The sequence below is a fragment of the Thermoflexibacter ruber genome, from assembly GCF_900113045.1.
GTDB classification, from domain to species: Bacteria; Bacteroidota; Bacteroidia; order Cytophagales; family Thermoflexibacteraceae; genus Thermoflexibacter; species Thermoflexibacter ruber.
Genome location: NZ_FONY01000012.1, coordinates 59,379 through 84,118 on the forward strand (window position 1 = coordinate 59,379; position 24,740 = coordinate 84,118).

The 24,740-nt window shown below is 37.8% G+C and carries 21 protein-coding genes; 9 read left to right on the forward strand and 12 right to left on the reverse strand.

Annotated elements, in window-relative coordinates; genetic code table 11:
• Nucleotides 1-1,257 (reverse strand): ABC transporter permease, encoded by a 1,257-nt coding sequence (locus BM141_RS08210; protein ID WP_091543729.1) that lies wholly within the window; start codon nt 1,255-1,257, stop codon nt 1-3.
• A gap of 210 nt (nt 1,258-1,467) precedes the next feature.
• Here BM141_RS08210 and lptB point away from each other — a divergent pair, with 210 nt between their 5' ends.
• Nucleotides 1,468-2,205, forward strand: a complete 738-nt coding sequence (gene lptB / locus BM141_RS08215; protein ID WP_091543732.1) for an LPS export ABC transporter ATP-binding protein — start codon at nt 1,468-1,470, stop codon at nt 2,203-2,205.
• A gap of 95 nt (nt 2,206-2,300) precedes the next feature.
• Nucleotides 2,301-3,524, forward strand: coding sequence for an ATP-grasp domain-containing protein (locus BM141_RS08220; RefSeq protein ID WP_245764019.1), 1,224 nt, complete (start codon nt 2,301-2,303; stop codon nt 3,522-3,524).
• A 3-nt stretch (nt 3,525-3,527) separates the two neighbouring features.
• On the opposite strand, the gene BM141_RS08225 is transcribed toward BM141_RS08220, so the two are convergent.
• The 5 genes from BM141_RS08225 to BM141_RS08245 form a co-directional block, all read right to left on the reverse strand.
• Nucleotides 3,528-5,378 (reverse strand): ABC transporter ATP-binding protein, encoded by a 1,851-nt coding sequence (locus tag BM141_RS08225; RefSeq protein ID WP_091543735.1) that lies wholly within the window; start codon nt 5,376-5,378, stop codon nt 3,528-3,530.
• Nucleotides 5,379-5,432: 54 nt separating this feature from the next.
• Complete coding sequence (locus BM141_RS08230; RefSeq protein ID WP_177217304.1) at nt 5,433-5,681, reverse strand: hypothetical protein; 249 nt, start codon at nt 5,679-5,681, stop codon at nt 5,433-5,435.
• Between the two features lie 12 nt (nt 5,682-5,693).
• Entirely contained in the window at nt 5,694-7,601 is a 1,908-nt protein-coding gene (locus tag BM141_RS08235; protein ID WP_091543738.1) for a T9SS type A sorting domain-containing protein, read from the reverse strand.
• Between the two features lie 122 nt (nt 7,602-7,723).
• Nucleotides 7,724-8,515 carry a PASTA domain-containing protein gene (locus BM141_RS08240; protein ID WP_091543741.1) on the reverse strand — a complete coding sequence of 264 codons (792 nt, stop codon included), beginning with the start codon at nt 8,513-8,515 and terminating at the stop codon, nt 7,724-7,726.
• A gap of 102 nt (nt 8,516-8,617) precedes the next feature.
• Complete coding sequence (locus BM141_RS08245; RefSeq protein ID WP_091543743.1) at nt 8,618-9,910, reverse strand: MFS transporter; 1,293 nt, start codon at nt 9,908-9,910, stop codon at nt 8,618-8,620.
• A 123-nt stretch (nt 9,911-10,033) separates the two neighbouring features.
• Between BM141_RS08245 and rfbD the strand changes: the two genes are divergently transcribed.
• The 3 genes from rfbD (at nt 10,034) to BM141_RS08260 (ending at nt 12,298) form a co-directional block, all read left to right on the forward strand.
• Complete coding sequence (gene rfbD, locus BM141_RS08250; protein ID WP_091543745.1) at nt 10,034-10,882, forward strand: dTDP-4-dehydrorhamnose reductase; 849 nt, start codon at nt 10,034-10,036, stop codon at nt 10,880-10,882.
• An 89-nt stretch (nt 10,883-10,971) separates the two neighbouring features.
• Nucleotides 10,972-11,613: a uridine kinase gene (gene udk / locus BM141_RS08255; protein ID WP_091543749.1), complete on the forward strand. Its 642-nt coding sequence runs from the start codon at nt 10,972-10,974 to the stop codon at nt 11,611-11,613.
• A complete protein-coding gene (locus tag BM141_RS08260) occupies nt 11,597-12,298 on the forward strand; it encodes a potassium channel family protein (RefSeq protein WP_091543752.1) in 702 nt (233 codons plus the stop codon). Before udk ends, BM141_RS08260 begins: the two co-directional genes overlap by 17 nt.
• 71 nt (nt 12,299-12,369) lie before the next feature.
• Here the strand turns inward: BM141_RS08260 and BM141_RS08265 are convergent, their stop codons facing one another.
• The 5 genes from BM141_RS08265 to BM141_RS08285 all read right to left on the reverse strand — a co-directional run bounded on the left by BM141_RS08265 (nt 12,370) and on the right by BM141_RS08285 (nt 18,147).
• A complete protein-coding gene (locus tag BM141_RS08265) occupies nt 12,370-13,302 on the reverse strand; it encodes an electron transfer flavoprotein subunit alpha/FixB family protein (RefSeq protein ID WP_091543755.1) in 933 nt (310 codons plus the stop codon).
• Nucleotides 13,303-13,467: 165 nt separating this feature from the next.
• The gene (locus BM141_RS08270) at nt 13,468-14,199 is read right to left on the reverse strand and encodes an electron transfer flavoprotein subunit beta/FixA family protein (protein ID WP_091543890.1); all 732 of its coding nucleotides are present in this window, start codon (nt 14,197-14,199) and stop codon (nt 13,468-13,470) included.
• A gap of 169 nt (nt 14,200-14,368) precedes the next feature.
• Nucleotides 14,369-15,037, reverse strand: coding sequence for a porin family protein (locus BM141_RS08275; RefSeq protein ID WP_091543757.1), 669 nt, complete (start codon nt 15,035-15,037; stop codon nt 14,369-14,371).
• Between the two features lie 189 nt (nt 15,038-15,226).
• Nucleotides 15,227-16,003, reverse strand: a complete 777-nt coding sequence (locus BM141_RS08280) for an acyl-[acyl-carrier-protein] thioesterase (RefSeq protein WP_091543760.1) — start codon at nt 16,001-16,003, stop codon at nt 15,227-15,229.
• On the reverse strand, nt 16,000-18,147 hold the full coding sequence (locus tag BM141_RS08285) for a protein-disulfide reductase DsbD family protein (RefSeq protein ID WP_091543894.1): 2,148 nt from the start codon (nt 18,145-18,147) through the stop codon (nt 16,000-16,002). Before BM141_RS08285 ends, BM141_RS08280 begins: the two co-directional genes overlap by 4 nt.
• Nucleotides 18,148-18,299: 152 nt before the next feature.
• Between BM141_RS08285 and BM141_RS23645 the strand changes: the two genes are divergently transcribed.
• On the forward strand, nt 18,300-18,434 hold the full coding sequence (locus BM141_RS23645) for a hypothetical protein (protein WP_262509452.1): 135 nt from the start codon (nt 18,300-18,302) through the stop codon (nt 18,432-18,434).
• A gap of 24 nt (nt 18,435-18,458) precedes the next feature.
• Entirely contained in the window at nt 18,459-18,932 is a 474-nt protein-coding gene (locus BM141_RS08290) for a Uma2 family endonuclease (RefSeq protein WP_091543763.1), read from the forward strand.
• A gap of 6 nt (nt 18,933-18,938) precedes the next feature.
• Here BM141_RS08290 and ligA read toward each other — a convergent pair whose 3' ends face one another.
• The gene (gene ligA, locus BM141_RS08295) at nt 18,939-20,978 is read right to left on the reverse strand and encodes an NAD-dependent DNA ligase LigA (protein WP_091543767.1); all 2,040 of its coding nucleotides are present in this window, start codon (nt 20,976-20,978) and stop codon (nt 18,939-18,941) included.
• A gap of 125 nt (nt 20,979-21,103) precedes the next feature.
• On the opposite strand from ligA, the gene BM141_RS08300 reads away from it, so the two are divergent.
• Nucleotides 21,104-22,456, forward strand: a complete 1,353-nt coding sequence (locus BM141_RS08300) for an Nramp family divalent metal transporter (protein WP_091543769.1) — start codon at nt 21,104-21,106, stop codon at nt 22,454-22,456.
• A gap of 126 nt (nt 22,457-22,582) precedes the next feature.
• Nucleotides 22,583-24,727: a PP2C family protein-serine/threonine phosphatase gene (locus BM141_RS08305; RefSeq protein ID WP_177217305.1), complete on the forward strand. Its 2,145-nt coding sequence runs from the start codon at nt 22,583-22,585 to the stop codon at nt 24,725-24,727.
• Nucleotides 24,728-24,740 lie beyond the last annotated feature (13 nt).

The following is a 24,740-nucleotide window of genomic DNA, read 5'->3' on the forward strand; positions in this document are numbered from 1 at the left end:
TTATTTAGAGCGAATAGCAATCACAGGGTCTAAGCGAGAGGCAGAAATAGCGGGAATAATTCCTGCTAAAATACCTATGACCGAAGATACTCCTAAGCCAATTAAGATGTTGAGCGTAGTTAGTTTGATAACAAAAGTTTCTGAGGAAAGAAATGACAACATAGAAACTAAAAGTAGCCCTGCTAATCCACCAATCACACTTAGAAAGATAGCTTCAAAAAGGAATTGGGACAGAATAAAATAATTTTTTGCTCCTAAGGACTTTTGAATACCTATGAGGTTGGTGCGTTCTTTAACTGACACAAACATAATGTTAGCAATACCAAAACAGCCAACTAACATAGAGAAACTTCCAATAAGCCACCCACCTATTTTGAGCGTAACAATAATACCGTCTATGAAATCAAAAAGTGCTTCAGGACGGTTGAGTGCGAAGTTATCCTCCTCCAAAGGTTTCAAACCTCTGTAAGCACGCAGTACGCCTTTGGCTTCGTATTCCAATTCTTGCAATCCTGTATCGCTTTCAAAGCCTTTCAAAGCGATTTGTGGTCTTACCCCTCTCCTACGTGTAGAAATAAACATTTTTTGCATACTCTTGAAAGGAGCGATGCAGAGATTGTCCGTACTTGGCGCACCCAATAGATTATCTCCTTGCTTTTTCAATACTGCAATTACATTGAAGGGAATATTATTTATTTTGATAGTTTGCCCAATAGGGTCGGCGTTCCCAAAAAGGTCTTTTGCCAAAGTTGCCCCAATGAGTATTACATTTCTACCGCTTTCTGTTTCCTGCTCGGTAAAGTATCTTCCGTTTTCTATGCGAAGGTCTGCTACTTTGTTGTGTGCATAGGAAATTCCTTGCATAACTACCCCTTTTGCACTGCTGTTTTTATATTTGACATTTAATCCACCCCTCACTCCAAAGACCGAAACGGCAGAGGCTTGAGTCAAATTTTTTTCCAAGAACTTATATTCCTCATAGGTAGGATTAGGGCGTTTGATGTATTTCCACCAAGGATATTCTCCTTTGCCAAAAGTCCAAGGGAAAACATCTACATAAATTACCTTATTGCCGATAAAAGAAAGGCTATTCTTAATGCTGTCATTTAGCGTATCTACCAAAGTCAGTACGCCAATGATAGCAAAAATCCCCACAGTAACCCCCAAAAGCGACAAAATAGTACGTAAAAGATTCTCTTTCAAAGCACTTAAGGCAAAGAGAAGGCTCTCATAAATTTGTTTGATTGCAAACCACATAAGTATTTATTGAGTTTTTAGAAAATAAATGTACTCTTTCTTATGTTTCATTTCCAAAGTTTTGGCAAGATAAATAAAATCCCGCACACCCCAATCATAATTTTTGTTATTTTCTGTTTCACAATAAGATAATCTTGTAATTTTGTTTTTTGGGAAATATGGACATCTTTTTACTCCACATTTTTCATCAGTTATTAGTAATTCAAAAAAATGATTCTCAGAGCAGAAGACTTAGTAAAGCGATATAAAGCAAGAACGATAGTAAACCACGTTTCCGTAGAGGTCAAGCAAGGCGAAATAGTGGGCTTGTTGGGTCCTAATGGAGCAGGAAAAACCACTACTTTCTACATGATGGTGGGTTTGGTTAAGCCCAACAGTGGCAGTATCTACCTTGATGACCAAGAAGTTACCAAATTAGCCATGTATAAAAGGGCAAGATTGGGCGTGGGCTACTTGGCGCAAGAGCCTTCTGTGTTTCGCCAGCTGACGGTAGAGGAAAATATTTTAGCCCCCTTGCAGATGACGAATCTGTCCAAAGCCGAGCAAAAAGAAAAAGTAGAAATGCTTTTAGAAGAATTTAGCTTGCTCAGAGTAAGAAAAAATATGGGGGCAGTACTTTCAGGTGGAGAAAGACGCAGAACAGAAATTGCAAGGGCTTTGGCTGTCGACCCTAAGTTTATCCTCCTTGATGAGCCTTTTGCTGGAGTCGACCCCCTTGCCGTAGAGGAAATCCAAAAAATTGTTTATAAGTTGAAAAACAGGAACATAGGTATTCTTATTACCGACCACAACGTAGATGAGACCCTGTCTATTACTGACCGTGCCTATATCTTGACCAATGGAAATATTTTTATTTCCGACATTCCCGAAAACTTAGTGGTGAACGAGCAGGTGAAAAAAGCCTACTTAGGTGAGAAATACGAGTTTAAGCGAAAGATTTTTGATTAAAATTTTGCCACAAATCCTTGCAATTCATCAATTTATTTAACTAATTGCAAATCATACTCAGTCCAAAGTAGTCATACACCAAACTCCTTACCAAAGTGGCAAAAAAAGAGATTAAACAACGAGAGATAAAAACCGTTCTCTGTTTTACTACCTACTTCAAAGGTGTGCAGTTCATGAAAACCTGCAAAGAGATAGGTTGCAAGGTCATGCTTATTACTTCTAAAAAATTAGAACATAAAGAGTGGCCCCGCGAAAGTTTAGATGAAATCTTTTATATCCCTGATGACAACGAAAATGTAAATATGGACAATGTGATGAAAGGCATTGCTTACATCATGCGTGAACACAAGTTCGACATTATCGTTGCCTTAGATGACTACGATGTGGAGCGTGTAGCCCATATTCGTGAGGAGTTCAGGATTCCGGGCATGGGGCAGACTACAGCAAGGCATTTTAGAGATAAGTTAGCCATGCGGATACAAGCCAAAGATGGCGGCTTACTCGTCCCTCCTTTTACTGATGTTTTTAATAATCAGACTGTTGCCAATTATATCAGCCAAGTACCCGCCCCTTGGGTACTCAAACCTCGCTCTGCTGCCTCAGCTATTGGCATTAAAAAAATCCAAACTGCAGACCAACTTTGGCAGCTTTTAGATACACTGGGCGACAAGCGTTTTCAATACGTTTTAGAGCAGTTTGTTCCCGGTGATGTTTTTCATGTGGACGCACTGATAAATAACGACAAAGTTATTTTTTCTCGCGTTCACCAGTACATGAATACACCTATGGAAGTAGCTCACGAAGGAGGTGTATTTCGCTCTCATACAGTTACTTATGGTTCTGAGGACGAAAAAGCCCTACAAGCCATGAATATAGAAGTTCTCAAAGCCTTTGGCTTGCGTAGGGGAGCCTCTCATACGGAGTTTATCAAAGCCCATGCTGACGGTAAATTTTACTTTTTGGAAACCTCTGCTCGTGTAGGCGGAGCAAATATTGTCGAGATGGTAGAGGCTTCGAGTGGCATCAATCTTTGGGCAGAATGGGCAAAAATCGAAGTTTTCCAAGATGAATATAAATTACCCAAAATTAACAAAGATTACTCAGGCATCATTGTTTCTTTGGCAAAACAGCAGTTCCCTGATACTTCTGCTTACAACGACCCTGAGATTTGCTGGCGAATGAATATGGAAAGCCATGCAGGGCTGATAGTAAAAAGCAAAAAGTTAGAACGAATCAAAGAATTACTTAATCAGTATGCAAGTCGCTTCTATACAGACTTTTTTGCCAAAGCCCCTATCAGAGATGCTCCGACAAACTAAGTTTTATGTGTAGCCTTTGGCTTGTAGCCTAAACAAGTCCGCATACTTTCCATTGAGTTGCATCAGCTCCTCGTGGCTGCCTATTTCTTTGAGTTCACCATTTTCTAAAAATAAGATTCGGTCAGCCATGCGGACTGTGGAAAAACGATGCGAAATGAGTACTGCCATCTTTCCCGTGATGAGTTCTGAAAATCTTAGAAAAACCTCATGCTCAGCCCTTGCATCTAAGGAAGCAGTAGGCTCGTCTAAAATCACTAATTGGGCATCTCGCATATAGGCACGTGCTAAAGCGATTTTTTGCCACTCTCCTCCTGACATTTCTACCCCTCCTTTGAATCTGCGAGCAAGCATCTGCTCGTAACCCTCAGGAAATTTTTTAACTACTGTATCCGCCAAACTTTTCTGCGCCGCTGTTTTAATTAGTTCTAAATTGTTGATTTCTTTAATATTACCTACTGCTATGTTTTCTGATACTTTCAAAGCAAACTTCACATAGTCTTGGAAAATAATCCCAATTTGGCTTCTCAAATCTTCTATGTCATATTCCCTCAAATCTACCCCATCTAATAAGATTCTGCCTTCTGTAGGTTCATAAAGCCTTGCTAAAAGTTTCACCAAAGTAGTTTTTCCCGCACCGTTTTCGCCTACTAAGGCAATTTTTTCCCCTATTTTTAAGTGAAAAGAAATATTTTTCAAAGAGTAGTTATCTTTATCAGGATATTGGAAACTTACATGCTCGAAGGTAAAACCTTTTTGAATAGGTCTGGGTACTTTTTTAGACGAATTATCCGAAATAATAGCAGGTTTGAGGTCAAAAAAATCAAAGAAATCCTGTAAATACAAAGCACGCGAAGATATATCTGCAAAGCGATTCATAATTGTTTGGAAAGCAGACCTCATGCGGTCAAAAGAGCCAGCTAAAAAAGTCAAATCTCCCAAAGTGATAGCTCCGTGTACTGTATTGATAATGATGTAGATATATGCTCCATAATACACACCTGTACTTAGCAAGTAGAGCAGACCGCCCCAAAAAGCACTCCTAATACTAAGTTTCCGATTGGCTTCGTAAAACTCATGAGAGAGTTTGGTAAAGCGTTGGGAAAGAAAATCAGATAAGTTAAATATTTTCAACTCTTTGGCGGTGCTGTCGCTTGCTCCCATGTATCGGATATAGTCTAACTCACGTCTTTGTGGAGTCCAAGCAGTGGTGAGAGAGTATTTTAGTGTATTAAATCGGCTTTCAGAAATAAAAGAAGGAACCGCAGCAATAAGTAAGACCAATATCAGCCAAGGTGAAAAAATCGCTAAACCTACCCCTAACATAGCAAAAGAGATAATTGACTGCAACTGTGCTAAAACTTGTGTCATCATATAAGTTCGTCCGCCTGTTTGCTGTCTTGCTTTTTCTAACTTATCATAAAAAGTAGGATTTTCAAATTGGTACAAATCCAACTTTGCGGCGTGTTCTATGATTTGTACAGAGGACTTATTGGCAAATAAATCTCCTAAAAGAGTATCGTTCAGGTTAATTAAGCGATTCAAAATGTCCAATACTACAGCTAAGGCAAACTCTACACTTACCCAAATCCAAAGGTCTTCGTTAGTATGCTGTCCTTTGGTATTGACTAATAGCACTACCTCATCTATGATGAGTTTGCCGATATAAAGCATGACAGGAGGAAAAACAGAGGTAATTAATCTTAGAACGATATTGGTCAGAGCCATGCGCGGGTTGGTCTGCCAAATAAGTTTTAGCAAACGAGGTACGCTTTTCAGGGAAGCCAAACGTGCTTTAGGGTCAGTTTCAGGACTTTCACCATATAAAAAAGAGGCGATTTTATATAAAATACTCATAATCAGTGTTACTTGGCAATAAGAAATATAGACTTATAAATACTACACTAAACTTTACAAATCCATATTTCCGTACATGAAGTTGATAGTATCGTCATCTGCATCTGATTTATAACCAAAACGATGTTTCAACTTTTTATCTACTATATTTTTATTTAGGAATTGGTTAATCTCGTCTATAGAATGACTACACTCTATTTCTCCAAAGGCATTAATTTTGACATAGAAGCCTTTTAAATCTGGGTGTGCTTTGGAATGCTCCTCATCTTCATTTTCTTTATTATTTTTTTTGTGTTTTGCCATATCAGAAGGAATTTATTTCTGAACAATTATTTTTTTGATTGTTTTTGCTTTTTCATTCTGCAAATGCAAGATATACAAGCCATTAGGGAGATTACTCAAGTCTAAACTTTTATACTCTTGATAAGGCGGGAAGGTGCTTTCCATCATCATTCTCCCTTGCAAATCTATGAGCTGTACTTCTCTAATTTGCCCTTCTAAAATGAGTTCTCCATTAGTAGGATTAGGGTACACCTTAGCAGATAAGGCTTCCCAAATCCTATCATTGGTGCTGACGGCATTTCTATTTAAAAATACAGGGCGTAGCATCAAACTACCCTTATTAAGTTTATTTTGTATCCATTCATTAGTGGTATTGGTAAAAATCTCCGCTCCAGAATCCGTATTTTTGTCAAAGCCAATAGTTAAGTTCTTATCTGATAACTGCTCAAACCCTATATAAAAAGTATCTGAAAGGGCTATCCTGCGGCTGAGTTCTATTCTTAGGAACTTGTTGATGCTATCAGTATAGTTTAAAATTACATTTTGTACTAAGAGAACAGAATCTTTTGCCCCTCGTCCTCTAAAATCTAAATTTTTCCAAACTCTTAAATTATAGGTTTCTCCATTCAAATTGACATCTATGGGAACAAACATGAGGTCTATATGCGTAAGTACGGCAGGTGTATTAAGCACGTACCGATAGGCTAATTTGCCAAATTTTTGGTTGATGGTAGCAGCAAATTCTGCTGTCCCGTCATCATACGCATAGTAGTTATCCAACACTGTAATTCCTGCAATCGTATCATTGACTCGCAAGTTTACACCTCTGATGTAATCATCTCTTTCGCGTGTGTCCATGCGAAACTTATATTGTAAAATCATTTTTTCGCGGTTTTTGGGTAAGTCCACGCTTCTGGCAGGGACAGGAACTTTCTTCTCACTAAACGCCAATACAATAAAAGAGGTATCCCTTAGTACGCCTAAGCGCTCGTTGCTCACCAAATCTGTCAGGATAGCATCACAAGCAAAAATATTAAACTCCTCGTGCAAGTTATTCGCAAACATGACTATACTATCTGCGGTTTCTCTTTGAGGGTTGGCATAGTACTGTTCCAGAGGCATGGCTCTATACCGTTTGAGATAATGAGTTTCTATGCGGGCTGAGGCAATGTCTAAAATGCTTCTTGTATTACTTCCTGTGCCTCTAAGACTATCCAATAAAATATAATCTATATTCCAAGTATCATAAGCTCCTGACAGTCTGCAAAATACTTGAAAACGAAACTGAAAGTTTTTATGGAAATAGATAGGATTATTGATAGGCAAGGCAACGTACTGAAAGCTATTGCCCGTTGTTACTGAGCCGTTGCGTTGCCATTGTGTAGTCCAATTACCCAGACTATCTTTGAACTGTACAGCAAGGAAGTCCTCTGCATCAGGTTTAGAACCATTACCTTGACTTTGCCAATAAAAACTCAACGCCAAGCGTTTTTGTAAAGTTGCTTTGGAGAGATCTATTTGTCGTGAGGTTAGATTGTCTGCCTCCCCTGCAATGAATCTATTAGTAAAATCGTAGGGTTTTCCCAAATAGTTGATGCCGTCTAAGGTAACTATTCCGAAAGAAGGAGGATTAATGCCATAACTGTCATTGACATAAGTGCCACCATTGTTATTGAGCCAGCGAGTAGTATCTGGGAAGTGATTTTTTAAATAAAAACGTGAAGTAAAGTCTTCAAAAAAAGGATAGGGGATTCTTATAGTGTCTTCCTTCCCTTCTTCTATTCTTGAAACAGATGATTTTTTCCCTTGCTGTTGCCCTATCGGATACAGCACAAGCCCTTGACCACAAAGCACTTGGCAAGAAAAGATAAACATCAGTAAGAGTAATGTTGGGAAAATAAACTTTCGCCCAATTGAAAGATGAAATGTTGAATACTTCATTGTAAAAATTTAGCTTGATTAAGCGTAGTGGTGTGCCATATTTTTTTGTTCAACTTTATGGTTTAATGATTATGTATGACCTAAAAAGCCTGACTTACAATAAAAACAGATAGATAATAAAATCAATTACTCACCCAAATATCCACAATCGTTCCCACTTTGACCTTTGTACCTACCGTAGGTTTTTGCCTAAGCACGGTGCCTATTTCTTTGGTATCGTCTTTTTCCTCTACTACTGCTCCTATACCTAAGCCACTTCCTTTGAGATATACCTCTGCTTCATCTTGTAACATACCGACCACATTAGGCATAATAATTTCATTTTTACCCATGCCGTCCCCTACGTGCAAGTCTATTTTTGAGCCTTTGGCAAGAGAAAAACCCTCTTGAAGTTGTTTTTCTGTAATTTCTTTTCCGTTTACCAGCACTTTGATAACTGTATTTGCCGCTACATCAGGCACATACTCTATTTTCCCCAACTTAAAACCATAGCTTTCCAAAATCTGACTTGCTTGCTTCATAGAATTATCTATGATATTAGGCACACGCTCAGTAGGAGGCATGGTAGCATTGATAGTCAAGTGAATACGACGATTGACCTTTACTTTTGCTCCTTTCTCTGGGTCTTGCTTGAGCACAGTCAGAGGAGGGAGGCGGTGGTCATAGCTGGAATCCGCTACGTAATAACGCAAATCTCTATCTTCAAGGAAATCCTCTACTTGTGCTAACTGCATTCCCTCCAAATCAGGAACGGTAATAGTTTCTCCGTGGCGCGTAACAACAGGCAAATAGATATAGAAAAATAAAATTACGAGCAGGAAAGCTACCATGCCCATCAGCCCTAAGTGTACCCAAACAGCTTGGCGAGAATCCTCTGCTAACTTGCTTTTTATCCAATTAAAGTCTATTTTCATAAACTTTCCAACAATAAGTTTTAATACTGACTAAGGCGGTAAAAATAATGATTTACTTTCAAATATTGTTACATATTCCCCAAGATTAACAAGATTTTTTGCTCATAAACCCTCTTTGGCTGGTCTGACTTGTACTGTACTCATCAGTAATGCCCCAACTATGAAGAAAAACCCTAAGGCTAAAATTCCTATTCTCATGTTATCACTTTGCTGCTCGGCAAAACCTGTAAGGAACGTCCCAAGTACAATAGAAGACTTTTCCAACACATCATAAAAACTAAAATAGGAAGCAGTATCAGGAGTATTTTCTGGTAGTAATTTGGAATAGGTAGCGCGTGAAAGGGACTGTATGCCCCCCATGACCATGCCAAGAAGTACAGCCAAAAGATAAAACTGAATTTTGTCATAGACAAAAAAAGCCGTCAAGCATACAAAAGCCCAAATGCTTAACAAGATAAGCAAAGTAGATTTGTTCCCTTTGAAACCTGAAAGTTTGGCTGTTAGGTATGCTCCTCCGATAGCCACAATTTGTAAAAGTAAGACTAAAATAATCAACTCGCTACTTTCCATATTGAGTTCTTTGGAGGCAAAAAGTGCCGCAATAAGCAAAATGGTCTGTACCCCTGTACTGTAACAAAAGAAAGAAAATAAAAACTTCTTAATATTAGGCTGATTTTTAAGGGCTTGCCATACTTTCTGAAGTTCGTGGAAACCTTTACTTAGGATAGCATTATCTATTTTTTGACCATTTTTTTTATCGTGTAAATATTGGAATGTTATCTGAGAAAAGCCCAACCACCACACCCCTACCGTGAGAAAACAAATGCGAATAATGAAGCCCTTTTCTGCCCCTAAGACCTCATGAAACTGAATCATTAGTAGATTGGCTATCAACAATAAAACGCTACCCAAATACCCCATAGAGTAACCTCTGGCACTTACAGCATCGTATCTATCTGGGCTAACTATTTCAGGTAGAAAGGCATTGTAGAAAACTAAACCTCCTGAAAATCCAATGCTTGCAGTTACTGCCGCAATAATCCCTAACTCTACGTTTGAGCCTGTGAAAAAGAACAAAGTAAGGCAAGAAAATGCACCTAACATAGTAAAAAAACGCATAAACAATTTTTTTTTACCACCGTAGTCGGCGATGCCTGAGAGGATAGGAGAAAGCAAGGCGATTAATAAAAAAGAAACTGAAAGTGCGTAAGAGTATAGTACTGTGTTGGTTATTTCTATTCCAAGAAAAATTACTTTATCACTTCCAAAAAAAGACTCTGTTACTGCTGTATAGTAAGCAGGGAAAATTGCAGTGGTGATGACTAAGGAGTAGGCAGAATTTGCCCAGTCAAAAAAACACCACGCATTGATGACTTTCTTATCGTTTAATTGCATGAATAGCTATGTTAAGATGAGTAAAATCAATATTACAATTTTTTTAGAAAAGAAAAGGAAAAGCAAAATTAAATTTGCAGGAATATTGGAATAAATCATCATTTTTGCAAAAAAACACTATTAATGAACATCTTAGTAACAGGAGCAAAAGGACAGTTAGGAAGTGAGTTAAAAAAGCTACACCATTTATTAGAAAAGTATCATTTCATTTTTGCTGACTTTGAAGAACTCGACATCACCAATGAAGAAATAGTGCGAGATTTTTTTAGATACAACAAAATAAACTATTGTATCAACTGTGCCGCATACACTGCGGTAGATAAAGCTGAGGGAGAGGCAGATAAAGCTGAATTGATTAATGCTAAAGCGGTTAGGTTGCTGGCAGAGCAGTGTGCCAGCCAGAGTGCTACTTTGATACATATTTCTACAGATTATGTTTTTGACGGCAGAAGTTATACTCCTTATACAGAAGTAGATATGGCAAATCCTATAAATATATACGGAAAAACTAAACTTTTTGGAGAACAAATGGCATTGAGCAAGAATCCTAAGACGATTGTTATTCGCACTTCTTGGCTTTATTCTACTTTTGGGAATAATTTTGTGAAAACTATGCTCCGATTGGCTGAGGCTAAACCAAGCCTTAGTGTGGTTGCTGACCAAATAGGTACACCTACCTACGCAGAAGACTTAGCAAGAACTATTTTACAAATTATCAATACTTCTTCGGCTCATTTTGGAATTTACCATTACAGCAATGAAGGCGTAGCCAGTTGGTACGATTTTGCTCATGCTATTTTTCAAATTAAAAAATTAAATATCAATCTTATACCAATTAAAACAGAAGCATATCCTACCCCTGCTAAGCGTCCTGCATATAGTATTTTAGACAAAACTAAAATCAAAGAAACTTTTGGGCTAACTATTCCACACTGGGGGGAAAGTTTGGAAAAGTGTTTGAAAAGCCTTTAGATTTATTGCATTTTTTATAATTTTGGATAGGTAATGCTTTTCCTTTTTTATACAATTCATATTCAACTATTTGGAACTAAAACAAACCTATGAGGGCAAGTCCTTACATTATTGGCATATCGGGCGGGAGCGGTTCGGGAAAAACTTATTTTTTGAATCAACTTATCTCTGCCTTCTCTACCAATGAGATTTGTCTATTTGCTCAAGACAATTATTATCGCTCCAGAGAGGAGCAGCCAATAGACGAAAACGGGTGGAAAAACTTTGACCTGCCTGAATCTATTGACTTCCAGCAGTACGCTCATGATTTGCGATTGCTGAGGCAGGGTCAGGAAGTGCGTCGCTTGGAATATACCTTTAATAATCCAAATAAAATTCCTCAAATGTTGGTTTTTAAGCCTTTGCCTATTATTTTGGTTGAGGGAATCTTTGTATTTTACTACACGGAGGTGGCACAGCTGATAGATTTAAAAATTTTTATTGAGGCAAAAGACCATATCAGAATCAAAAGACGCATTCTGAGAGATAATCAAGAAAGAGGGTATGACCTCAATGATGTGCTTTATCGTTATGAAAAGCATGTCATGCCTGCTTATGAAAAATACATAGAACCATATAAGAATGAAGCTGATTTCATTGTCCCCAATAATCAACACTTTGATAAAGCGTTAGAAGTAATCATTACTTTTTTAAAAGAAAAAATTAAAAAACAATATGGTAAAAACACCTGATAAGATTGCCGTGATTGGATTAGGGCAGTTTGGGGCGGCTGTAGCAAAAAACTTAGCTGCTCGCGGTGCAGAAGTGCTTGCTATAGACCAAGACATAGAAATCGTAGAGTCTATCAAAGACGAGGTTGCCTATGCGGTGGCTTTAGATGCTACAGATATTAAGGCACTTGCCTCTCAAAATGTGGCAGATATGGACGCTGTTCTGGTAGCTATAGGAGAAAATATAGAAGGGTTACTACTAACTGTAGTGCAACTTATTGAACTGAAGGTAAAGAGAATTATTGCCAGAGCCATGAACCAGCAACAAAAGCTTATCTTGGAAAAGTTGGGTGTAAAAGACATTATTTCGCCTGAGGATATGATTGGGAGTATGATTGCAGAGATGCTGCTCAATCCCAATATGAAGGCTTATCTTCCTATGCCTGACAGTTATGAAATTGTAGAAATTCAAGCCCCTCGCAAAACGCTCAAAAAAACACTTAAAGACATTAACCTATCAGGGAGATACCAACTGGAACTGATTACGATTAAGCGAAAATATGAAGAATACATAGACGGGCGTAAGAAAAGTATAGAACACCTCATTATCAGACCTAATGAAGAAACAACGATAGAACACTCTGACGTGATTGTAGTATTAGGAAAAAGTGATGACGTAGATAAGTTTGTAGATACAAATATGTAGTAGCTTGGAGAATAAAGTTTACCAAAAAGCCTACGCCTATAAAGAATAAAACTTTATAGGCGTAGGCTTTCTTATATAGCTTTTTTGAGTGCTTCCGTCAGTTTGGGTACTACCTCAAAGGCATCTCCTACTATTCCGTAATCTGCTGCCTTGAAGAATGGAGCTTCTGCATCTTTATTAATGACGACGATAGTTTTTGAGGAACTTACGCCTGCCAAGTGCTGAATAGCACCAGAAATTCCTATGGCAATGTATAGGTTAGGACTTACTTTGATGCCTGTCTGCCCTACGTGTTCGTGGTGAGGTCGCCAGTCCATATCAGAAACGGGCTTAGAGCAACCCGTAGCGGCGTGTAGTGTTTTAGCTAATTCCTCTACTATGCCCCAGTTCTCGGGACCTTTCAATCCTCTGCCTCCAGAAACTACTATGTCTGCATCAGTAAGTAAAATATCGCCTGTTTTTTGTGTAGTTTCTTTGATTTGAACAGTAGAAGGAGAAATGGTTGGATTAAAACTTTCCACAGTGGCAGTTTTATTTTTTTCTATCAAAGCCACCGCATTTTTTTTAATGGTCAATACTTTTTTAGTATTGTTTAGAGCTAACTCCGCATAGGCTTTACCTGAGAATACTCCTCTTTTTACAACAAAACCCTTGCTCAATTCTGGTAAAGCAGTTACATTAGATGCTACGGAAGCACCCAGTTTTATCCCTAACATAGGAGCAGCTAAATCGTTGAGGATAGACTTAGCAAAAATAATCACTTCTGCGTTCTGTGCTTCTGCCGCTTGTGTTACCACCTCGGCAATCTGATTTGCCTCTAATTTGGCTGTGGTATTGAATTGCAATATTTTATCAGCACCATATTTCCCCAAATCTGCGGCAGCTGTGTCGTTGGTTGCTACTGCTGTTACTTGGCTACCTATTGCCGCACCGTAAGCCACTGCTTCCAAAGAGGACTTTTTAGGTAAACCGTTTTCTGATTCTATATATACTAAAACATTCATTTTCTACTTTGTTTAAGGTTGTTGAATAGCCACTAATTTCACGAATACTAAATTTTTTTGTAGTCTATGCCACTAATTTCACGAATTTGCACTAATTTTTTTTTTAGGCTTTGAGTTACTTTCATCATAACCAAAAAATAACTCATAACTCATAATTTATAACTCTTAAATTACCTTTGCCTCATTTTTCAATAAATCCACTAACTGCTCTACATTATTTGCATCTATCATTTTACAACTACTGCGTGGGGCAGGTACTTCATAGTTTGCTACTTGTGTAGTTGTAGTTACTGCTACTGCGGGAATTACTTGTAGAGGTTTAGTTTTAGCGGTCATGATGCCTCTCATATTAGGGATTTTCCACTCTGCAATAGGTTCTTGGCAACCAGCAACGAAAGGAGTAGCTAACTCGACCACCTCCTTGCCTCCTTCTATTTCTCTGTGCATGGTAGCAACATTTCCATTTAAAACCAACTTCATACAAGGGACAACGCAAGGCAAACCCAGCATTGCCGCTACCATACCATGTACTTGCCCTCCATTGTAATCACTCGATTCTCTACCCATGAGAATCATATCATATTGATTTTGCTTTGCCACTTCTGCAATTTGAGCGGCAACAAAAAAAGCATCTATTGGCTCGGCATCTATGCGTATAGCATCATCAGCTCCTATCGCCAAAGCCTTGCGTATGGTAGGCTCGGTATCTGCTTTTCCTACACAAAGCACAGTTAGTTTTCCTTTGGTTTCATCTCGCAGTTCCACTGCTCTTGCCAATGCAAAGTCATCGTAGGGTGCAATCACAAAACTCAACCCTGCTAAATCTGGTTTTCCATCTTTGAAAGGAATTTTAGCATTGGTATCGGGGACATGGCTTATACAAACTAATATTTTCATGCTTGTAATTGATTTTTTTATGGTTAAGTGCCTGTTTATAGCATTTGTTTGAGAAAGTAATCTCAAACATTTTTTAGTCCTGCGAAGTTAGAAAGCAAAATTGGGAATAGAAAGTTTTTACTAAAAAATATTATGCAAGCAGAGTATTTTTAATAAAACACTCTTATAATCAATCATTTATCGGAAAGCTAATTCCTAAATTAAAACTTAAAGCACGATTGGTAATGTTACTTGTTCCTAAACCCGGTTTAGCAATATCAGAAAAGCCTATGCCATAGCGTACATCTAATATAAGCCAATTCCCGCCTGATTCACTGATTTTATAATGTAATCCTGCGCCTAATAAAAGCCCTAAATCGAGGTTATTGTATCTATCTTTGACATCTACTTCTATGCCTCCAAGGTTTTGCTTTGCAGTCATCAAGAAATCAACATAAGGACCTAAGAAAACCTTAGTGCGAAGTTTGTCTCCACCTTGCCCAAAGAAATAGTTTACATAAACAGGAATATCCAAGTAGTTGAGTTTAATATTACTTCTGGCAAACTGGGAGGTTACTGTCCCTTTGGGAGAATAGTTCACCTCGGCGGTAATACCCCAGTTCTCTTGTATGCTGTAAATACCGAATGCTCCAAAATTGATACCTGCTTTGAAGCGATTTTCTCCTGCGGCTCCCCCTATATTTCCTGCAAAGTTACTCGTATTCAAGCCCCCTCTCAGTCCAAGTGAAATTGTACCCTCCCCTTGTCCTAAAACAGGTAAAGAAATAATTACAACTAAGATTGTAGTAAATAGCCTATTGAGTAATTTGAAATTGTATCTTGAATGTAGTGTATTCATGGTATTTTGATTTTTTTATAATTAGGTTTGTTAATGTGCGAGTAAAGATACTTAATAAAAAATAGTTTGCAAAAATCTTATATTAAAGCTCTTGAGTTATCTGTTATTTTATGCATTTGACTCATTAGTATCCTATTTTCTTCATGTGGCTATCTATGAAGGCTATATTTTACAAATGCTTCCCACGATTTAGGTTATGAAAGAGTCAATAGATTTTAGTTTTACCTTTGCTTGTATGACTTCCTTGCTATCTGCTTCTTTGATGATTCGCAGGAGGAAAGTCAGTTTTTCTCCTTGTTCGCTTGTAAGTTTTTCTAAAAGATGGGCTTGAGCAATGATTTTTTCTCCAAAAAAGCACTCATTTTTAAAAATCATGTCCCACTCCTCCACAAAAAAATGATTTAATATTTCTACGGGCAGACTTTCCAATGTCCATTGGAAATAGAAAGTATTATTTACATGATTGTTTGTATCTAAATCATGCCAACGAACTTGATGATAAAATTGGTAATCAATATGTTGCAAAGGAGGTAATTTGGATTTAGGCATAAAAAGAGGAGTTTCTTCTTTGCAAATACTTACACTATCTTTGACAAAATCAGGAATAGCGATGAGTTGTCTTTTTGCTAAATCAAATACTAACCAACTGCTTGCGGAAGTGGCAATTAAGTCATTTTGTTCATCATAAATCCTAAAATCCCTATATGCTTGGTATTTCTCGAAAGCATAGGCACAGGTTTGTACCTTGATTTCTTCCATTGATTTGGGGTATCGAGATACAAGCAGATGAAGGCGAGAAAGTACCCAGCCTAAGTTTTTTTCGTGAAGTATGTGTATAGGCAAGCCAATTTCTCCTATATTGTGCATAGCAGTTTCCTGTAAAAAATTGACCAAAGCGGGAACAGTAAGCCTATGCCTAAAATCTACTTCGTTTGCCCTGATGCGGAACTTTTCTATCCCAATCATAGCTTTCTTTTCTTAAACTCTGCCAAACCTGCATCTAAGAAAGCGACAAAATTCCCTACATTCAAGTCATAATCTTTGGGCGGAGTAAGTAAGTCTTGGTTGTGGTCTAAAAGCAAATAAAAAGGTTGAGAGTTTACTCCAAATCTTTCTTCTTGGTAGTTTAGGTTAATTTTGCCCATAGTTTTTTTGACTTTCCCATTTTTGGCTGTTACCCATTCGCTCTCGGGGAGTTCTAATGGGTCATCGGTATAAAGAGCCACGACGATATAATCTTCTTGTAAGCGTTTTAATACTTCGGGTGCAGACCAGACATTGGCTTCCATTTCCCTACAATTTACACAACCATGACCTGTAAAGTCTATAAAAAGTGGTTTCCCTGCTTGTTTTGCCGCTTGCAAACCCTCTTTGAGGTCAAAATACCCTTGTAAGCCATGAGGCAATTTGAGCCTATCTCCATATTTTACTTGTTTAGTAGAAACATTAGTAGGGGAGGCTAATTTCATAGCAGTTAAATCAAAATCAAGTGTACTTTGTGGTGGCAAATAGCCCGCTAAGGCTTTCAAAGGCGCGCCAAACATTCCAGTAAATAAGTAAACTGTAAAAGCAAAAGTAGCGATTGCCAACAATAACCTTGGCACGCTCAACTTACTGATTGGGCTGTCGTGGGGTAATTGAATTTTTCCTAAGAAATATAGTCCCATAGTAAAAGAAATCGCCGTCCAAATTGCAATATACACGTGGCGGTCTAAAATTCCCCAGTGGTAAACTTGGTCTGCCACACTTAAGAACTTAAAAGCTAAGGCTAATTCTATAAAACCTAAGACCACTTTCACCGAGTTGAGCCAACCGCCTGACTTGGGGAGGCTTTGCAACCAAGAAGGGAAAATGGCAAAAAAGGTAAAAGGAATGGCAAAAGCAGAGGAAAAAGCCAGCATTCCTAAAACAGGTTTTATGAACTGTCCGCCTGCTGCTTCGACCAATACTGTTCCTACGATAGGTCCCGTACAAGAGAAAGAAACTACGGCTAAGGTAAGTGCCATGAAAAATGCTCCTAAGTACCCTCCTTTTTCTGCTTTGGCATCTAAACTCGTGCTGAGGCTACTTGGCAGCGTAATTTCAAACATTCCAAAGAAGGAAAGTGCAAAAAGAATGAAAACAATAAAAAAGAAAATATTTGGAAGCCAATGCGTTGCTAATAAGTTAGCGGAGTCTGCTCCAAAAATCGAGGCAAAAAGTACCCCAATCAATACATAAATCCCTACAATAGAAGCCCCAAAAAAGAGTGCTTTAGCAATGCCTGCTGCCCTTGATTTTTCTTTTTTGGTGAAAAAGGAAACCGTCATAGGAATCATAGGAAATACGCAAGGCGTAATTAATGCCGCCAGCCCACTCAGAAATGCCGCTAACATGAAAGCTAATAAGTTTCCTGTTGGCGGCTTATTGGTTAGGATTGTTTGTTGGCTGTTAGTTGTTAGTTGTTGGTTATTGGTTGTTGGTTGTTCCTCATTGCTTTTTGCAGAGTCTGTTTTTACTTGGACGATGTTAGGATTGGTAGTTTCTAAGGGTTTAGTTTCTTCTTTTATAAGGTCTTGAGATTGGTTACTATTCGCTTGGTTTTTACTTTTTTCGTCTAATTTTTTCTCCTCAGCCACTCCCCCAATAACTTTGATTCCGTCAAAATTAAAGTCATCTTCCAAAGGGATACACTTTCCACTTTCGTCAGAGCAGACCTGATAGTTGGCAGTAGCATGAATTTTTGGATTTTCCTTTAAAACCTTAATTTTTTGGCGAAACTCAGCGGTTTTAGTGAAATAGGTATATTCTCCGTTCCAGATTTCTGCATCAAACTTCTTTTTTGCACCTACAGGAGTGGGTTTTTTGCCTACTAAGCTGTATGTGTCGTTGGGTGTAAACTCAAAAGAGGTAAGCATAGGACCTAAATTAGGGTCAAAGTCATTAGAGTAGAGATACCAGCCCTCATCTATTTTTGCAGTAAAAATCAGTTCTACGGTTTCACCTACTTTTGCCTCATTAGTAGAGGTTTTAGATTCCCATTGGATAGGGCGAAGTAGTTGCGCCCAAACAGAAGAGTGTATAAGTATCTGAAAAACAAAGATTAAACTTATAAGAAATATTTTTTTCATTGTCAATTGGTTTCTTTGCATTTTTGCTTACTACCTCATTTTCACAAATAAAGCAGGCAAAAATAGTAAAATAGAACAAGTATTGTTGTAAAACAGCAGACATTTGTATAAAGTTTTCTATCTTGCATAAAGTTCAATAAACGCCAAGTAGCATGACCATAGTTATAGAAAAAAGGCATAGAAAAATCAAAACTCGCTTTTCTAAAAAAGATATTCCTAAATCCTTGATTTATGAGGAGTATGCAGGTAAGCCTTTGTATTACAGAGGCTTCAAGGAGGTAATGTAAGGGCTTAAAAGTTTTGATGAAATTATGGGACAAAGCGATATACAAGCAATTATTCATGGGGTCATCATGAATTTTCTGATTAAAAATATAGATGAGAGTAGGTTTTTTACTGTTGGAAATGAAACAGGATTACATTTGGACAAAAAAAGTAACGTTTTTTCCGACATTGTAATTTCCGACAAGTCCACTCTGCAAAAGTATCAAGCGCAAGGCGAGTATTTTAAAATTCCTCCACTTTCTGTTATAGAAATTGATATACAAGGCGATACAAGCGATTTTGGTATTTCGGAATTGGATTATTATTGCATGAAAACAAAGGCTTTGCTCGACTTTGGAGTCAAAAAAGTGCTTTGGTTTTTCTCTAAAACCAAACAAGTTTTTGTAGCCAAACCCTCACAAAATTGGCAAATTATCGATTGGAACAAGGACTTGCTCATTTTAGAAAACTATCGCTTCAATATAAATGAGGAGTTAGAGAAAAGTGGGTGGAGAGTATAGTAAAGATTACTTTATCATTTCCAAGAACTGACTTTCAGAAATCACCTGCACACCTAACTTTTCTGCTTTTTCCAACTTGCTACCTCCTGCATTTTCCCCTGCAATTAAGTAGTTCAGTTTGCCAGAAACGCCAGAAAGCACCCTGCCGCCGTGTGCCTCTATCACATTTTTGATTTCATCTCTTTCAAAGTTGGCAAATACACCAGATACCAGAAAAGTCTTTCCCTCTAATTTATTGGATAGCTGAGGTTTATCTTCCTCTTGCATAGTAAATTGCAGCCCTGCCTTTTTCAGTTCTTCTATGAGCCTAAGGTTATCCTCATCTTTGAAATATTCAATTAGGCTTTGGGCTATTTTCTCACCAATTTCAGGGGCAGTAGTGAGTTCTTCCAAACTTGCTTTCTGCAAATTTTCTATGGATTTAAAGAAGTTAGCCAATTTTTCAGCTACTGTTTCCCCAATAAAGCGAATCCCCAAACCAAAAAGTACATTTTTAAAAGGTTTTTGCTTAGAAGTTTCTATGCCTGCTAAAATATTATTTGCAGAAGTTTCCTTAAAACCTTCTAAAGTTAAAATGTCCTCTTTCTTGATTTTGTACAAATCGGCTACGGTTTTTATCATGCCTGCTTGGAAAAAAGTTTCTATTGTTTTCTCACCCAAGCTATCTATGTTCATCGCCTTTCTGCTGATAAAATGCTCCATTTTTCCTTTGATTTGTGGGGGACAGCCTTTTTCATTGGGGCAGATAAAAGCCACTTCGCCCTCTTTGCGAATAAGTTGAGTATTGCACTCTGGGCAGTTTTCTATAAAATGGATAGGTGCAACGCCTTGTGGTCTTTTGCTCATATCTACCCCTGTAATTTGTGGGATAATTTCTCCTGCTTTTTGTACAAAAACTGTATCGCCCTGATGTAAGTCCAAACGAGCTATCTCATTAGCATTGTGCAAAGTAGCGCGTTTTACCGTAGTTCCTGCTAATTTCACAGGTTTCAAGTTTGCCACAGGCGTTACTGCCCCCGTTCTTCCTACTTGATAAACAACGGACTCCAAAATAGTTGAAGCAACTTCTGCTTTGTATTTATAGGCAATAGCCCAGCGAGGGCTTTTAGCGGTAAAACCGAGTGTTTCTCTCTGAGAATAGTCATTGATTTTTACTACGATACCGTCAGTATCCATAGGCAAGTCGTAGCGTTTGGTTTCCCAACGGTTGACGAAGTCGATGACTTCATCTATATTTTTGCATTTTACGTAGTCAGTAGAAATATTAAACTTGGCTTCTTTAAGGGCTTTCAAAGATTCCTCATGTGTTATAAAAGCCTGATTATCTGCTAAAAAATCATAACCATAAAACATCAAATTGCGCTTTGCTACTACGGAGGAGTCTTGCATTTTTATCGTACCAGAGGTAGCATTTCTTGGATTTGCCAAAAAAGCAAGCGGCTTTTTTCCCTCTTTTTCTCTTTGTTCGTTTTCTTTGGCAATCTCGTCATTGATTCGGTCAAAACTTTCATGAGGCATTACTACCTCGCCTCGCACTTCAAAATTGGGGGGAAGTTTTTGACTATGAACCTTTAAAGGAACTGTTTTAATCGTTTTAATATTAGTGGTAACATCATCTCCCTGTTCACCATCGCCTCTGGTAACTGCGGTAGTAAGTAAATAATTTTCATAGTGCAAGCTCATGGCGACTCCATCAAATTTGAGTTCGCAGATGTATTCATAAGGCGCATCTCCTAAGGTTTTTTTTATTCTTTCATCAAAATCTCTCAAATCCTGTTCATTATAAGTATTTGAAAGCGAAAGCATTGGGCGTTTATGTGTTACTGTTAAGAACTCTTTGGTAATACCGCCGCCTACTCGCTGGGTAGGAGAATCAGGCTGGGTAAATTGGGGAAATTGCTTTTCTAAATCTATGAGCTTATTCAAGAGCATATCAAACTCATAATCAGAGATTTCTGAAATATGCTCTTGGTAGTATTTTTCGTTGTAATAATTGATTTTTTGGGTGAGTTCAGCGATTTCGTTTTGTGCTTGTTCAGGTGTCATGATTTTTTAGTTCATTTTTCCTGCTAATTTATAAAAATATGCTTTCCATTTAAGCAAATCTGTATTTTGTTTTTTGTTGAGTAAAATCTTAGCTTTGACGCTCTCACCAATATCTTTTTAAAACTATGCAAGACCCATATCAAATCACAACAGGTGCTATTAAAGAACCTCCTGCTTCTTGGTGGGGAAAATTGAAATTTTTAGGTCCGAGTTTTATCCTTTCTGCTTCTATTGTTGGCTCGGGAGAACTCATAGCTACTACCGTATTGGGAGCAAAGGCAGGTTTTACAGCTTTATGGGTTATAGTTTTGAGTTGTTTATTGAAAGTAACCGTACAGTTAGAATTTGGCAAACATACTATCCTCACGGGAGAGTCAGCGATGTCTGCTTTTAATAAGTTGTCAGGTTTTTCTATAGGAAAGGCAAAGTGGTCTTTGTGGGTTGTTTTCTTGATTTTACTGCCCAAAATTGCTCAAATTGGAGGAATCTTAGGTGCGACGGCAGTAGTTTTCAATATGCTTTTCAATAATATTCCTCTCAAGATTAGTGCTGTAATAGTTGCTTTGATGAGTTCCTTACTCATTTATAAAGGGAATTATCGCAGAGTAGAATTGCTCTCTGCGGGCATGATAGCCTTGTTTACCCTGCTTACCCTTACCTCTTTATTTTCATTGAGATATACGCCGTATCAGTTTGGTTGGGACGAGATTAGCAGTGGATTGGCTTTTCAAATTTCAGGGGACTTGATGCTGTTTGCTATTGGGGCATTTGGCATTACAGGGGTAGCAAGCGATGAGATTATTTCCTATACGTATTGGTGTATAGAAAAGGGGTATGCCTCTTATACAGGAGCTTTTCAAGATACTCCTGAATGGAAAAAACGTGCTAAGGGTTGGATGCAAGTAATGTATTTTGATGCAGTGCTTTCTATGCTGATTTATACTACTGTAACAGTAGCTTTTTATCTATTGGGTGCAGCAATTTTGTACAAGCAAGAGGTAGTTCCTTTAGGCAATGAAGTAATTGAAACATTGGCACTTATATATACCCAATCGCTGGGCGTTGGTTTTAAAAATGTGTATTTGATAGGAGCATTTTTTGTGCTATTCTCAAGCCTTTACGCAACGCTTGCCTTTTGGATTCGACTTTTGACAGACTTATTTGGACACTTTGCATGGATTGATTTTTGGGACATGAGCAAGCGGAAGCGCATAAGTAACCTGCTGGCGTGCTTGCTTCCAGCAATTTGGCTACTTGCCTATCTATTTATCAATCTTCCTGTCCTGATGGTATTGGCTGGGGGAGTAGCAGGCTCAGTCCTGTTATTTTTAGTGATTTTTGTTGCCTACCATTTAAAGTACAAAAGGCAGCAAGTTATTCCTTCTGGAGCTGCTTACACCATTGCTTTTTGGATAAGTATTATTTCTATTGTTTCGGTAGGGGTGTATGGAATCATGAAACTAATTATCAGGGACTAAATTTCTTGGCTAAATCAACAATAAAGAAAATACAAGTTTTTATATTTGTAGTATTTGACTCGATTTCCCCTTTTGATGCTATATTATATTTGGCAGCTATTCACAAACAAATTTGCTTTGCTTTCCATGCTAAAAGTTTTAAACATAATTGCTTGCTGTGTCTTATTTTTTTATAGTTGGACTTTGGCACAGCCCAAAGCGGAAAAAGGAATATTAGATTTGCGTGCATGGGATTTTAGCCAAAATGGGGCAGTGGACTTAGACGGAGAATGGCAATTTTTTTACCATGATTTTTTATCTGCCGCTCAGTTAGATAGCCTTTCTTCTCCTGTATATTTGAAAGTCCCCTCGGCAAGTTGGGAGGAGATAGGTTCTTGGCAAGAACAAAAAATAAATGGACATGGGTACGCCACCTACTATTTGAAAGTCTTACTTCCTACTAACTTGCCTTCTATGCTCAGTATCAAAACCTTAGACCAGTCTTCGGCTTTCAAAGTATTGGTGAATACCAAAGAAGTCATTAGCTTAGGAAGGATAGGCAAAAGTGCGGAACAGATGTTTCCTAATCCGGGAACTGCTATTGGGCATTTCGAGCCACACGATGATACACTTAATATTGTTATTCATATCTCTAATTTTTACCACCGCAAAGGGGGGCTTTGGTACAGTATGCAATTAGGCACGCCTGAGCAAGTACTTCAAATCAGGGATAAAAATCTATCTATTGCTTTGTTTTTAAGTGGGAGTTTATGGTTGATGTTTCTGTATCATTTGTTTTTATTTCTGATTCGCAAAAAAGAAAATTCAGTATTATTTTTTGCTTTGCTTTGCCTTATCGTACCTGTAAGAGTGCTTTCTACCAGCGAAAATTACATCGTCAATCTCATGCCTTTTATCTCTTGGGATTGGAAGTATAGGTTTGAATATATTTCTTTCTTTCTGATTCCTCCCTTTTTATATTCCTTTTTGCAGGCTGTTTTTCCCCAAGATATTCCACGCATAGTTACGCGTTTTTTCTACTTTGTGGCTATTCTATTTTCTATTATTGCACTTTTTACTATGGCTAATTTTTTTACTTACTTGCTTTTACCTTATTATGGTGTGGGCTTTATTGCGATTATTTTTGCTTCCTATGGATTGTTTAAAGCATTGATTTATCGGCGAGAAGGTGCAAGACTGTTTATCTCAGGTATTTTATTCCTCATATTTACGGTTATTAATGATATTTTGTATTCTTCCTTGATTATCAATACTACATACTTGATTCCTTGGGGTTTTTTTATTTTTTTCTTTTCCCAAGCTGCCTTGCTTTCTATGCGTTTTTCCAATGCTTTCGTACAGGTAGAGAAACTTTCAGAAGAGTTGAAAAAATACAATGAAAACTTAGAATCATTGGTAGAAGAACGCACCAACAACCTCCAACAGACAGTACAAGTCATTGAAAAGCAAAAAAACGAGATAGAACATAAAAATAAAGAAATTACCGCCAGCATTACTTATGCCAAACGTATTCAATCTGCTATCCTTTCTAAAGTAGCCAATGTACAGCAAAATTTGGTAGAATCTTTTATATTTTTCCAACCGAGGGACATTGTATCTGGAGATTTTTATTGGTTTGCCCAAAAAACAGATTATGGAGAGAATAAACTCATCGTCGTAGTGGCTGACTGTACGGGGCATGGAGTACCCGGTGCTTTTATGAGTATGATTGGGGATTCGTTACTTAATCAAATCGTTCATGACCGCGAAATTCACCAACCTGATTTGATTTTGTATGAGATGAACAAGGGAGTAAGAAGGTTACTCAATCAGCAGCATACGCAAAATCGCGATGGTATGCACATGGGCATTGTGGCAATAGATTTTAACGCACATACTATGGTATATGCAGGAGCAAAAAGTCCTCTGATATACTTTCAAAATCAACAGTTTACGGAAATCAAAGGAGAAAGAACTTCCATTGGGGGTATTTTGGACAATAAACATCAATACAAAAACTTTGAAAACCACACTATTTATCTACCCAGCCTCAATGGGCAACCTCAAAATAAAACCATGTTTTATTTATTTACAGATGGCTACACCGACCAATTTGGAGGCAAAGAAGGGCGAAGATTCTCTAAAATTAGAATGAGAGAATTACTGTATGAAATTCATCAACTTCCTTTACACGAGCAGAAAAAAATTTTGGAACAAAATCTTGTCAATTGGATGAGAGCGAATAGTGGTAGGCAGATAGATGATATTTTAGTGGTTGGGATTAAAATATAGTAAAAGAATAGAC